Below are 12,557 nucleotides of genomic sequence, written 5' to 3'. Positions count from 1 at the left end.
GTGACGCGGTGGGCGGCCTTTGCGGGCGTCACGCTGGCCGTCCTCTTTCTGCTGCTCGTTCTCGCGCGACTCTCACAGTCGGTCGTCAGCGCCCCCTACGTCACCCGCGAGGAGCGACGCTGGCTCGACCGACTTCCCGATGGCGCCGACCACCTCGATTCGCAGTCGGCGCCCACACCGCGGAAATCGCCCGCGGAATCGACGCTGGAACCCGACCGAGAGCCGTCGACGGTGGCGCTTCTGGCGAACGTCTCGGTCTCACAGGGGTTTTTCGCCCTGTTGTTGCTCGGCGGCGCGTGGCTGGCGGCGGTGCCGGCCTCGGCGCTTGGCGTCGCCGACGACCCCCTCAGTACGGGCTTGCCGGCGCTTGCAGTCGGGGTCGCTGCAGGCGTCGGCCTCTCGCTTGCGAACGCACTCGCGGGCGGCCTCGCCGACCGCTTCGACGGCGACCCGAGCGAGGAGTTGCGCGAACTGTTGTCTCCCGAGACCCTCGCCGGATGGGCCGTCTTGCTCGGAGGCGTCCTCCCGATTATCGCCGGCTTCGAGGAGTTGCTCTTCCGGGCGGCACTGGTCGGCGCGTTCTCGGTCGGCTTCGGCGTCTCGCCGTGGGCGCTGGTCGCCTTCTCCTCTGTCGCTTTCGCCGTCGGTCACGGCGCACAGGGCACGTTGGGCGTCGTCGTCACCGGGCTGTTGGGCGCGGCGCTCGGGGCGCTGTTCGTCGTGACGAATAGCCTGCTCGCGGTCGTCGTCGCCCACTACCTCGTGAATGCGGTCGAGTTCGTCGTCGGGGAGGGACTGGAGTGGCGGCCGTTCAGGTGAGTCTTCGGTTCACTCGTAGCCCGCTTCGTCGAACAGTCGCTCCATCTCCTCGATTGCGGCGTTGATTTCGGCGGCGTCCTCGAGTACCTCGTCGGTCGGTGCGTCGCATTCACAGCCTTCCACGACGGCGTCGGCATCGCTTTCGAGGCCGCGGCCGGCCGCCTTTAGTCGCGGGCCGATTTCGGTCGCTATCGCCTCCAGAAGCTCGTTTTTCGTCTCGAGTTCGGCCTCCTGCTTTTTGAGGTCGGTGATGTCCCGGAAGTACACCGAGAGGCCGTCCTCGGCGGGGAACGCCCGGACCTCGAACCACGTCTCGAAGGGGTCGTAGTGGGCCTCGAAGTCGACGGAGTCGCCCGACTCGAGGGCGCGTTCGAACTCCGTCTGGAAGGGGGTGCCGGTGGCCTGCGGCAGCACCTCCCAGAAGTCCTTGCCGTGGAGTTCCTCCGTGGTGCCCTTCAGTAGCCCCGCACCCTGTTCGTCGACGTAGGTGATTGTCCACTCGGAATCGAGGCCGAGGAAGGCATCGGAGATGCGGTCGTGGATGCGGCGGACGTGCTGGTAGGTGTCGCGAGCCTCCTGTTGGGCCCGATACTGGATGACGGCGTTCTCGATGCGGTTCGCCAGTAGGGCGAGTTGTTCCTCGCCGAGGTTCTTCTGGAGGTAGTCGGTCACGTCGGCGTTGATGGCCTCGGTGGCGATGTCCTCCGAGCCCTGTGAGGTAAAGAGGATGAAGGGGAGACCGGGGGAGCGTTCCCGAACCGCTTCGAGCAACTCCAGGCCGTCACGGCCGGGCATCTTGTAGTCGCTGACGACGCAGTCGACATCGAGCTGTTCGAGCAGCTCTAGCGCCTCGGTGGCGTGGCTGGCGGTGACGACTTCGAGGTCGTCGATTTCCTCTTTGAGTTTGGAGGCGAGTATCGACAGCAACTGGCGTTCGTCGTCGACGAACAGAATCGAGATGTCCTCGAGGTCGTCGGACCCGACGTGGGCGGCGTCTTGCCGGAAGGGCTCGGCTGCCGGGCGGAGGCCATCGGCGGCCGATTCGTTGCCGTCATCCTGTGGCATACCACACACCTGAACTCCCGCGCACAAAAGCGGTGCTGGTAGTTCACCCCGCGAGTCGGTGTCGAAGCGCCCAAGCCACTCCCGACGCTGGTCTGTGTATGGATACGGGGAAGGTCTCGCGTGCGTTCTTCCGGCAGCGAATCGCGCCTCGGTTGGGCGCCGACCGCGACGACGTGGCGTTGGGACCGAAACACGGCGTCGACTTCGGCGTCGTTTCGGTCGGCGACCACGCCGTCGTGACGGCAACGGACCCGGTCTCGATACTGCCGGAGTTGGGTTTCGAGCGGGCCGGCCGATTCGCGGTCGGCATCGTCCTCTCGGACGTAGCCGTCTCGGGACTCGACCCGACGCATCTCACCGTTTCGTTTTCGCTGCCGCCGGAGATGACCGACGAGCAGTTCGGCCGTGTCTGGGACGCCATCGATTCGGAGTGTCGCGATTTGGGTGTCTCCATCGTCTCGGGACACACCGCCCGCTACGAGGGGTGTTCGTTCCCGTGGGTCGGCGCGGCGACGGCGATGGCCATCGGCGACCCCGAAGACATCGTCCGCCCGGACGGCGCCCGCCCCGGCGACGATTTGCTCGTGACGAAAGGCCCCGCAGTCGAAGTGACGGGGCTGTTCGCGACGCTGTTCGGCGACCGAATCGACCTGCCAGAGGACACCCTCGAAACGGCCCGACAGCGGCTCGACGAGACGGGGACGGTTCGTGACGCCCGCGCCGCCGTCGGCGCCGGCCGCGTCACCGCGATGCACGACGCCACCGAAGGGGGCCTCCTCGGCGCGCTCCACGAGATGGCCGACAGCGCCGGCGTCCGTTTGACCGTTGACGCCGATTCGGTGCCGATGCGTCCCGGCGTCGAGGCGCTGAGCGAAGCGGTGTCGATGGACCCCTGGCGGGCCTCGACGGCAGGGACGCTTCTCGTCGCCGTCGACCCCGCCGATACCGATTCAGTGCTGTCGGCGCTGGAAGCCCGCGGGACGCCCGTCGGCCACGTCGGGTCGGTTAAAGAGGGGTCCGGCGTCGTCGTCGACGGCGAGGCGACCGACCCGCCGGTGGGCGATTCGGGATGGCCGGTGTACGAGCGACTGCTCGACGAGTAGCCCGACACGCCACACGCGAACGTCCCACACGCTTTTCTCGCGTTCGTCCCTCGCTGGAGGCATGGCCGACGATTCACGACTTGTCGATGCCGACGCCTCGGACGCCGAGGAGCGCCGTCTCGTCGCCGGGTGGCAGGGTCGCTACTACGAGGACTTCGCCGTCGGCGACGTGTACAAACACCCCTACGGTCGGACCGTCACCGAGACAGATAACGTCTGGCTGACGAACCTCACGATGAACGTCAACCCGATGCACTTCAACGAGGCCTACGCCGCCGAGACGGAGTTCGGCGAGCGCCTCGTCGACGGCACGTTCGTCCTCGCCCTCGCCGTCGGGATGAGCGTCATCGACGTGAGCGCAAACGCCACTGCCAACCTCGGCTACGACCGCGTTCGACACCACGCCCCAGTCTTCCACGGCGACACCATCTTCGCCGAAAGCGAGGTGCTGAAGAAACGCCAATCCGAATCGCGAGACCACGTCGGTCTCGTCACCACCGAACTCCGGGCGTACAACGCCGACGACGAACTCGTGTTGTCCCTGGAGCGAACGCCGATGGTGTTGAAACGCGAGTACGCCCAGCCAACGGCGGCCCAACCGACCGGCTGGCCCGAGGGCGTCGGCACGCAACCGGATGACGTAGAGGGACGGGAGATCGGACGTCGCACCCGAGAGGAAAAGAACGGCGAGGAGTGACTACGAGGGACCTACAGTCCCTCAAGCGACCGGAGCCGCTGTTCGACATCGGGCGGGGCGGCGCTGGGGCCATCCCGGACCCGGTGGTCGGGAATCACCAGCGGCGCCGGGTTCTCCGCGAGCGCCGTCCGGACGAGTTGGATGTCGCCGTCGTCGTCGGAGTCGAGCGTCGAGACCAGACTCGCGAGTTTCGACACCGTCACCTGACTGCCGTACGGAATCCCGCGAACCGCCTCCACCACCTCACGTTGGTCGGTCGGCATCGTCAACGCCACGTCCACGTCGGTGAAGTCGTCCTCGGCTCCTTCCAGATACGCCCGGATTCGGTCGAGCAGCGGAAGATCGTCCGCGGCGTCCTCGTCGGGAACGTCGGGAAAGGAGACGGAGAGTACGCGACCGCTGGCGACGCCGACCTGTACGCAGCGGTCGAGATACGCCGATTCGAGCGCGTAGATTCCCGCATCCGCCTCGGTGTCCATGTCATCGCCTTCGGGTGAGGTTGTCATGAAAGTTGAGGTGTGCCCGAGGCGACAGGCCGTCGGTCACTCGGGAATCGAGACCCGCGTGACGTGGCCACCACAGCCACACTGTTCGACGTACTCCCACTCGACGTCCTCGCCGAAGGCGCTCTCCAGCGCCGAGAACAGATACGTCGAGGGGTGGCCGTGGTCGCCGTGGGTGACGAGGTTGACGTGATAGCCGTCGGCGGTGTGTTCGACCGCCTCGACGGCCTGTTCGAGGAGCATCGCGCGGTCCTCGGCGTGTTCGGGCTTTTCGAGGTTCGCCGACCACGAGTTCTCGTGGACGTGGTCGGTTACCGGGTCGGGGTCGGCGTGGCCGTGGTCAGTGCTCATACCCAACGGTTGGGGTCCGCCACTGAAGCCAAGTGGTACGAACATGTTCGGGGAGCATCCGCGAGCGCCCGGAGGGCGCGAGCGGTTCTCTGCGCGCCGCAGGCGCGCAGGACCGAGGGCCGACTGTAAGGAGGCCCGACGTGTCTTTTTCATGAACGTTTTTGCCGGCGGGCCGCAGGCCCGCCGTGGAAAAAGGTTCAGAAGTACCGCTCGACGATTGTGTCGGCCGTCCGGGCCGCGAGCGCCTGACCGGTGTTCGTGGGGTTGGGACCGCCGAGGCCGTTGGCGAGTGCGGAGTGGTCGGCGACGAACAGTCGGTCGACATCGTAGGCCTCACAGCCGGTGTCGACGACTTTCCCCATCGCCATCGTCGAGTGGATGTGCAGCGCCGTCGGCGGCGAATCCGAGCGGTGGACGTGGTCGGCGCCGGCCTCCCGGAGGATGTCGGTGGCGATTTCCGCGAGTTCGTCGCGGCGTTTCACGTCACCCTCGCTGGGGACGTAGTTAATCTGGGGGATGGGACCGTGTTCGTCCTCGACGCCGGGCGTGACGGTGATGCCGTTGCGCTTGTGCGGGCGGTCGTCGGTGACGACGAGGATGGGCAGCGCCTGTCGGTAGCGTGCGAGCAGGCGCTTCAGTTCGGTCCCCGCGAGTCGGCCCTGTGTGTCCCACGGCGCGTCGCTGAGGTCGTTGCTGAACGTAAAGCCCGAGGCCGAGGCGCCGAAGCCGAGAATAGCGGCGATGCCGGGGCCGGAGCCAGTCGTCTGGAGCATCCCGACGCCGGGGTAATCGAAGCGGGCGGCGATGTTCTGACCCTCCTGTGGGTCGATGGAGGGCTTGCCGACGGTGTCTTCGAGGACCGACTCCTCGAAGAAGCCCATCACGTTGTCGCCGAAGTGAAGCGTCATTCCCTTGCCGACCCACTCGTTTCGGGGCAGCGAGGAGTTGAGCCACAGTCGCGGCGTCTCGATGGCGCCGGCCGCCAACACGACGGTGTCGGCGGCGATGGTTTCGGTGCCCCCGTTCCACGTATCGCGGAACTCGACGCCGGTCGCCTCGGGGTCGCCGCCGATGGAGTCGTCGGTGAGGATGTCGGTGACGAAGGCGTTCGGTCGGATTGAGACGTTGCCGGTGTCGAGTGCGCGAGGGACGAAACCGATGGCCGATGTCTTCTTGGCTTTCTCCTCGTAGGGGGCGCCGCGCGGGTGTGGATTACCGGCGATTTCGGCAGCAGCGAGGGTGTGGCCCTCCACGGGGTCGACCGCGTCGGGGTCGTCGGGGTGGCGGAAATTCCCCTCGTAATCGTTGTCGTGGCGGAGTTTCTCGTCGGGTGAGGCGATAGCGTTCGGCTGTGGTCGATAGCCCGTTTCGGTGACATTCGCCTCGTCGATGAGGTCGTAGCCGGCGGCCTCGGCGCCGCGGAAGAACATCTCCTCTTTGGCGGTGACCGGTGCCGGCGAGACGCCGAGGACGTCCTCCAGTTCCCGGTAGTACGGCAGGAGGTCGTCGTAGGAGAAGGCGTCGGGCCAGTGGTCCTGTTCGTCGATAGCCGCGGGGTACGCGCGTGGGTGGTTGCCGGTGTAGATGAGCGTCGTGCCGCCGACGCCGGAGGCCTGCAGGGCCGCCCCCGACCCCGGGAACTTTCGGAACCACAGTCCACGCTCGTGGTCGGCGGGGCCGAAGAGGAGTTTCTGTGCCATCTCCAACTCCCGGGTCGTGAACTGCTCGTCGAGCAGGTCCCCCGAGAGGTCCTCGACGCTGTCGGAGAGTTCGCCGCCCGGGCTCTCGGAGGGGTTGGGCCACTGCTCGTTGCCGTAGAATGGTCCGGCTTCGAGGACGAGCACGTCGAGTCCGGCCGCGCCGAGTTTCCACGCGGCGACGGGGCCGTCGCCGCCCGCGCCGACGATGACCACGTCGTAGCTGTCTTTCACCATCAGTTGCCCACCCCCAGCAGGCCACCGAGGATGCCGTCGACGGTGGTGTCGACGGGGTCGGTGACGCCGCCGTCGGTGACGTTGTCGACGTCGGTCAGGTCACCGTCGGCCACGTCGCTGTCGGTCACGTCGCCGTTCAACGACGACACCACGTCTCCGAGCGGGCCGTCGGCCGCGGGCGTGCCGTCGGTCGAAAACGGCTCCTCGTAGTCCGAGGTGTCGTAGTCGTCGCTGTCCTCGAAGGATCCGGGGTCGGCGTAGAGCTTTTTCGGTGGGCCGCCACCGGTGACGGCGGTGTCCCAAGTGCCCCCACCACCAAGCGAGGAGTTCGGCGCCCCCCAGTAGCCGCGCAGGGCGGCCGCGCCGTCGATGATGCCGGGGAACTTGGTTTGGTCCCAACTGTCCACGTCGGGGGCAAACGTCCGTTCGCTCGGCGGGGCGGTGATGTCGGCGTAGCCCTGCCACTCGCTGTAGTAGACGACTTCGGTGAAGCCGACGACGAGTTGGCCGACGAGCGCCGCATCGACCTCGGTGAGCGGGCCGGGGAATTCGGCCGTGTCGAACTCGATGCTGTCGAGTCCCGCGATGGCCCGCAGTCGGTCCTCACGCGAGAGCGCGGCAAAGAGGCTCTTTTGCGATGGCCCGCAGTCGGTCCTCACGCGAGAGCGCGGCAAAGAGGCTCTTTTCGAGAACCGACTCGGGGTCGTCGGTGAGGCGGTCGAGTTCGAGCAGGTCCGTCGGTTCCAGCAGTTCGACGACGCGGTCGGCGCTCGGCGGTTCGTCGTTCTCGCCCGCGGCGACGAGTTTCGCCGCGCCGACATCGAGGACGAGCGCGACGGCTTCGGCGAGCCGGAGGTTCCCCACGTCGCCGGCTCCCCGAACACCGAAGGAAAACAGGTTGTTGATGAACGTGACGAGGTACTCGTCGAGCCCCACCGATAGGCCGACGGGAACGTGTTCGGGGCCGAGTTCCGACTCCAACTCGGGCGTCCGGGGAACGACCGAATCGACGACCGCCCGGTAGGTCGCGCGCGTGTTCGGCGTCGTCTCCGGTGGCTGTAGTTGCCCCGACGCTGGCGATGCCAGCATCGACCCCACACCCAACGCTCCCAGACCGCGAATCAGGGTTCGACGGTCGGTTGAAAACTCTACCATAGTTAACAGTTCATATCGATACGGATTCATATATCTTCGGCAGTAGCATAACGGCTATTCAAGTGAAACGCCGGCGTAGCGGACGGGTACGACCCGATTCGCTGGGTGGCGACGATGGCTGGAATACACGTCCCGAGCCGCGAGTAATCCGGGGAACGCTGCGACCGAGACGCAACCCTTATGTCCAAATGAGTTCGTTAGTGTACAGTAATGAACACCAGCGACGAGTTGGCACCCGCCGTCCGGTCCATCCTTGAGGCGGCCGAGGCCCGTCCGGGGGGCGAGAAGCGACTCTCCGTCGACCCGCGGTCGCTGCCGGCGGCCGTCGACGAGGCGGGGTCCGACGGACGGACGCCGATAATCGCGGAGGTGAAGCCGACGAGTCCGACGACCGACGGCGAGCGCGAGGACGACCCCGTCGAGTTGGCCGAGGCGATGGTCGACGGCGGGGCGGCGGCGCTGTCGGTACTGACCGAACCCGAACACTTCGGCGGGTCCCCGGAGACGCTGCGGGCCGTCAGGGAAGCCGTCGACGTACCCATCCTCCGGAAGGACTTCATCGTCCGGGAGGCCCAACTCGACACCGTCGAAGCGGACGTGGTTCTCCTCATCGTCCGGTTCGTCGACGACCTCGAAGGACTGTTGGCCGCCGCCCGCGAGCGAGGGTTTCAGGCCCTCGTCGAGGTCCACACCGAAGCGGAACTCGAAGAAGCACTCGATGCGGGCGCGGAGTTAATCGGCATCAACAACCGCGATTTGGGGAAACTCGAAGTCGACTTGGGAACGTTCGAGCGCGTCGCCGAGGCGATTCCGGCAGACGACCGCGAGAGCGTCACCCTGATTGCGGAAAGCGGCGTAGCGACGCGAGAGGACGTGACACGAATGCGCAAAGCCGGCGCCGACGCGTTGCTCGTCGGGTCGGCCATCATGGACGGCCCCGTTCGGGAGAACACGGAGCGACTCACCAATGTCTGAATCACAGCACACGTTCGGCGACTACGGCGGCCAGTACGTTCCCGAGGCGTTGATGCCCGCCATCGAGGAGTTGACCGACGCCTACGAGCGGTACGTACTCGACAACGAGGAGGGGTTCATGGACGAGTTCCGCCAGCGGATTCGGGACTTCGGCGGCCGTCCGACCCCGCTGCAACGGGCCGACCAACTCTCTGAACGCTACGGTACCGAGGTGTATCTCAAACGCGAGGACCTGCTGCACGGCGGCGCACACAAACTCAACAACGCCCTCGGCCAGGTGTTGCTCGCGAAGTACATGGGCAAAGAGCGCATCATCGCCGAGACCGGCGCGGGCCAACACGGCACCGCGACGGCGATGGCGGCGGCCCACCTCGATATGCCGTGTGAGATATACATGGGCCGCCGGGACATCAACCGCCAGCGACCCAACGTCTTCCGGATGCGCATCAACGACGCCGAGGTCAACCCCGTCGACATCGGTCGTGGAACGCTGAAGGAAGCCATCAGCGAGACGATGCGCGATTGGGCGACGACCGTCGAGACGACTCACTACGTCATCGGGTCGGTCGTCGGTCCGGCTCCCTTCCCCGCGATGGTCCGAGATTTCCAGTCGGTCATCTCGAAGGAGGCCCGCAAACAGTTCGACGAACAGGTCGGCGGTCTCCCGGGCGCAGTCGTCGCCTGCGCCGGCGGCGGGTCCAACACCATGGGCACCTTCGCGAACTTCACCGATGACGAGGATGTCGACCTCTATGCCGTCGAGGCCGGCGGGTCGACGCTGTCGGTCGACGAGGAGGAGGGCGTCGCGCCCAACTCGGCGTCGCTATCAATCGGCGAGGAGGGCGTCCTCCACGGCGCCCGGACGAAACTGCTGCAGGACAGCCACGGCCAAATCATGGAGTCCCACAGCGTCTCCTCGGGGCTGGACTACTCCGGTGTCGGGCCGGAACTCGCCCACCTCGTCGACGAGGGCCGCGTGACGCCGGTCACCGTCGACGACGACGAGGCACTGGAGGCGTTCCACCGCCTCTCTCAGGACGAAGGCATCATCCCGGCGCTGGAGACGGCCCACGCCTTCGGCTTCCTCGAATCGGTCGCCGGCCCCGACGGCGACGACTCCGTCGAGTTGCCCGAGACGGTGGTCGTCAACGTCTCCGGTCGCGGCGACAAGGACCTCGAAGCCGTCATCGAGGAGACCGACAAGCGGGACCTCGATAACGCGCCGACGATGGAGGTGTTCACGGATGGGGCTTGAGGACGCCTTCGAGGAACCCGCCTTCGTTCCGTATCTCGCCGCGGGCGACCCCGACTTCGAGTCCTCGCTTGAGTACGTCGAGGCGTTGGCCCGCGGCGGCGCCGACATCATCGAACTCGGCCTCCCCTTTTCGGAACCCATCGCCGAGGGGCCGACCATCCAGCAGGCCGTCGTCCGGTCGCTGGAAGGTGGAATGACCCCCGAACGGTTCTTCGAGTTCGTCGAGAAACTGGACGTTGACGTGCCGCTGGTGTGTATGACCTACTACAACCTCATCTACCAGTACGGCACGGAGGGCGAACCACCCGTCCGACCGTTCGTCGAACGCGCCGCCGAAGTCGGCATCGATGGGTTCGTCGTCCCCGACCTCCCCGCCGAGGAGGCCGGACCCCTGCGAGAGGCCTGCGACGAGTTCGGCCTCGATTTGGTGTTCATCGTCGCACCGACGACCCGAGGCGAGCGACTCCAGCGCATGATGGAACAGGTCTCGGGGTACGTCTACGTCCAGGCGCGACTCGGCGTCACGGGCGCCCGCGCCGACGTGAGCGACCAGACCGAAGAGAGCCTCGCCCGCCTCGCCGAGTACGACGTGCCGAAGGCGGTCGGTTTCGGTATCTCCAGCGGCGAGCAGGCCGCCGACGTGGTTGCGGCGGGTGCCGACGGCGTCATCGTCGGGTCGGCGCTCGTCGACATCGTCGCCGACGGCGCCGAGAACGACCTGCCGACCGCCGAAGTGGCCGACCGACTCGAATCGCTGGCACGGGAGTTGAAACAGGGGGCAGTCGACGGCGCGCAACGTCGGCCGCGACCGGAAGGAACATGACCGAACCTACCACACCATCACGTAACATGACTGCAGGGACCGCCGCACGCCTCGACCGCATCGGAACAGACGGCCGCTACGTCGTCGTTCCGATGGACCACGGCATCACACTCGGCCCGGTAAAGGGACTCAAGGATATCGAATCGACCATCGACGCCGTCACCCGCGGCGGCGCCGACAGCGTCCTCACCCAGAAGGGGGTCGCCCCCCGCGTCCACGGCAACAAAAACGGCGCGGGCTACATCGCCCACCTCAACGGTTCGACAGTCATCGGCCCCGACGCCAACGACAAGCGCACGACGGGGTCGGTGAAAGCCGCCATCCGCGCCGGCGCCGACGCCGTCTCCTTCCACATCAACGTCGGGTCGACTCACGAGCGCGAACAAATCGAGGGCCTCGCAGAACTGACCGACGAGGCCGCCGAGTACGGCATGCCGGTGTTGGCGATGACGTACGCCCGCGGTCCCGACATCGAGGGCGACGACCCCGAGGCGCTCGGCCACGCCGTCCGCCTCGGAGAGGAGTTGGGTGCCGACGTCATCAAGACGGGGTACAGCGGCGACGCCGAGAGCTTCGAACACGTCTGTGAGTCGACGCGACTGCCGGTGCTCATCGCCGGCGGCTCGCCGGATGGCGACCTCGCGGCGCTGGAAGACGTTCGCGGCGCGATGGACGCCGGCGGGGCGGGCGTCTCGATGGGTCGAACCATCTTCCAACACGACGAACCCGAGAAGATGGCGCGGGCGGTGTCACTGGTAGTCCACGACGACTACGGCGCCGAGGAGGCGCTCGAAGACTCCGGCCTCAAGTACCAGTTCTGAGTCGGTCGCGTCCCTTTCTCACCGCCGAGCCACCGCAAGGTTTCAAATGCGTTCGCTCGCAGGTCGGCGTATGGACGTAGCCGAAGCATCGGCGGTGTGTGACGACGTCATCGACGCAGTCGCGTCGGCCGTCGTCGCGGACCGGCAGGTGCTCGAAACCGTTTTGACTGGCGTCCTCTCGCGGGGTCACGTCCTCTTGGAGGACGTTCCGGGGACGGGGAAGACGCTGACCGCACAGAGTTTCGCGACGGCACTGGGGCTGTCGTTCAAACGCATCCAGTTCACGCCGGACCTCCTGCCCGGCGACATCACCGGTTCGCACATCTATCGGGAGGACGAGGGCACCTTCGAGTTCACCGAGGGGCCAGTGTTCTCGAACGTCGTCTTGGCGGACGAAATCAACCGCGCACCGCCGAAGACACAGGCCGCCCTGCTCGAGGCGATGTCGGAGAGTCAGGTGTCGGCCGACGGGACGACCTACCAACTGCCGGAGCCGTTCTTCGTCATCGCGACGCAGAACCCCGTCGAACAGGAGGGGACCTTCGCACTCCCGGAGGCCCAACGCGACCGCTTCATCCTGAAAACGGAACTCGGCTACCCCGACGAAGCGGGCGCCCGAGAGATAATCGACCGCCGGGCGGACCGAACGAGTCGGACGCCGGACCCCGAGACGGTCATCGACGGCGAGCGCGTCACCGAACTGCAGGCCGTCCCCGAGACGGTCCGTGTCGACGGGAAGTTGCGCGACTACGTCATCGAGTTGGGGCGGGCGACACGCGAGGACGACCGCGTCGACGTTGGTGTCTCACCGCGCGGCATCCAGCGCCTGTTCGAGGCGAGTCGCTCCCGTGCGGTCATCGAGGGCCGCGACTACGTCGCCCCCGACGACGTGCGTGCGGTCGTCCACGAGGCGTTCGAACACCGCCTCGTGCTCACCTCGGAGGCGACGGTTCGCGGCGTGACGAACGAGGAAATCGTCGCCGACGTACTCGACGGAATCGAGGTGCCGGCGGTCGCGACGGCCAACGACTGAGACGCCTCGTTGCAGCGATTTAT

General features: G+C 66.8%; 14 protein-coding genes. 8 read left to right on the top strand and 6 right to left on the bottom strand.

Annotation, left to right across the window (positions count from 1 at the left end):
- Complete coding sequence (locus NMP98_RS10275; protein WP_254857475.1) at positions 1-819, top strand: CPBP family intramembrane glutamic endopeptidase; 819 nt, start codon at positions 1-3, stop codon at positions 817-819.
- 9 nt (positions 820-828) lie between these two features.
- Here the strand turns inward: NMP98_RS10275 and NMP98_RS10270 are convergent, their stop codons facing one another.
- The gene (locus NMP98_RS10270; protein ID WP_254857474.1) at positions 829-1,884 is read right to left on the bottom strand and encodes a response regulator; all 1,056 of its coding nucleotides are present in this window, start codon (positions 1,882-1,884) and stop codon (positions 829-831) included.
- A gap of 98 nt (positions 1,885-1,982) precedes the next feature.
- Here NMP98_RS10270 and NMP98_RS10265 point away from each other — a divergent pair, with 98 nt between their 5' ends.
- Both NMP98_RS10265 and NMP98_RS10260 read left to right on the top strand, forming a co-directional pair.
- A complete protein-coding gene (locus NMP98_RS10265; RefSeq protein ID WP_254857473.1) occupies positions 1,983-2,987 on the top strand; it encodes an AIR synthase family protein in 1,005 nt (334 codons plus the stop codon).
- Positions 2,988-3,048: 61 nt separating this feature from the next.
- A complete protein-coding gene (locus NMP98_RS10260; RefSeq protein ID WP_254857472.1) occupies positions 3,049-3,684 on the top strand; it encodes a MaoC family dehydratase in 636 nt (211 codons plus the stop codon).
- An 11-nt stretch (positions 3,685-3,695) separates the two neighbouring features.
- Here the strand turns inward: NMP98_RS10260 and NMP98_RS10255 are convergent, their stop codons facing one another.
- The 5 genes from NMP98_RS10255 to NMP98_RS10235 all read right to left on the bottom strand — a co-directional run bounded on the left by NMP98_RS10255 (position 3,696) and on the right by NMP98_RS10235 (position 7,627).
- A complete protein-coding gene (locus NMP98_RS10255; protein ID WP_254857471.1) occupies positions 3,696-4,163 on the bottom strand; it encodes an MGMT family protein in 468 nt (155 codons plus the stop codon).
- 63 nt (positions 4,164-4,226) lie between these two features.
- A complete protein-coding gene (locus NMP98_RS10250) occupies positions 4,227-4,538 on the bottom strand; it encodes a CGCGG family putative rSAM-modified RiPP protein (RefSeq protein ID WP_254857470.1) in 312 nt (103 codons plus the stop codon).
- A 197-nt stretch (positions 4,539-4,735) separates the two neighbouring features.
- Positions 4,736-6,472, bottom strand: coding sequence for a GMC family oxidoreductase N-terminal domain-containing protein (locus NMP98_RS10245; protein WP_254857469.1), 1,737 nt, complete (start codon positions 6,470-6,472; stop codon positions 4,736-4,738).
- A complete protein-coding gene (locus tag NMP98_RS10240; RefSeq protein WP_254857468.1) occupies positions 6,472-7,131 on the bottom strand; it encodes a hypothetical protein in 660 nt (219 codons plus the stop codon). Before NMP98_RS10240 ends, NMP98_RS10245 begins: the two co-directional genes overlap by 1 nt.
- On the bottom strand, positions 7,076-7,627 hold the full coding sequence (locus tag NMP98_RS10235; RefSeq protein ID WP_254857467.1) for a hypothetical protein: 552 nt from the start codon (positions 7,625-7,627) through the stop codon (positions 7,076-7,078). The genes NMP98_RS10240 and NMP98_RS10235 overlap by 56 nt, the downstream gene beginning before the upstream one ends.
- 210 nt (positions 7,628-7,837) lie before the next feature.
- On the opposite strand from NMP98_RS10235, the gene trpC reads away from it, so the two are divergent.
- From trpC to NMP98_RS10210, 5 genes are all read left to right on the top strand, one after another.
- Positions 7,838-8,602: an indole-3-glycerol phosphate synthase gene (trpC, locus tag NMP98_RS10230; protein ID WP_254857466.1), complete on the top strand. Its 765-nt coding sequence runs from the start codon at positions 7,838-7,840 to the stop codon at positions 8,600-8,602.
- A complete protein-coding gene (gene trpB, locus NMP98_RS10225) occupies positions 8,595-9,857 on the top strand; it encodes a tryptophan synthase subunit beta (RefSeq protein WP_254857465.1) in 1,263 nt (420 codons plus the stop codon). The genes trpC and trpB overlap by 8 nt, the downstream gene beginning before the upstream one ends.
- Positions 9,847-10,680: a tryptophan synthase subunit alpha gene (gene trpA / locus NMP98_RS10220; RefSeq protein ID WP_254857464.1), complete on the top strand. Its 834-nt coding sequence runs from the start codon at positions 9,847-9,849 to the stop codon at positions 10,678-10,680. Before trpB ends, trpA begins: the two co-directional genes overlap by 11 nt.
- 26 nt (positions 10,681-10,706) lie before the next feature.
- The gene (locus NMP98_RS10215; RefSeq protein ID WP_254857463.1) at positions 10,707-11,501 is read left to right on the top strand and encodes a 2-amino-3,7-dideoxy-D-threo-hept-6-ulosonate synthase; all 795 of its coding nucleotides are present in this window, start codon (positions 10,707-10,709) and stop codon (positions 11,499-11,501) included.
- A 70-nt stretch (positions 11,502-11,571) separates the two neighbouring features.
- Entirely contained in the window at positions 11,572-12,534 is a 963-nt protein-coding gene (locus NMP98_RS10210) for an AAA family ATPase (RefSeq protein WP_254857462.1), read from the top strand.
- Positions 12,535-12,557: the final 23 nt, after the last annotated feature.

Origin of the sequence: Natronomonas gomsonensis (genome assembly GCF_024300825.1) — an archaeon.
In the GTDB taxonomy this organism is placed as follows: Archaea; Halobacteriota; Halobacteria; order Halobacteriales; family Haloarculaceae; genus Natronomonas; species Natronomonas gomsonensis.
Note: the sequence above shows the minus strand (reverse complement) of the source record. Positions and strands in the feature narration are given on the sequence as shown.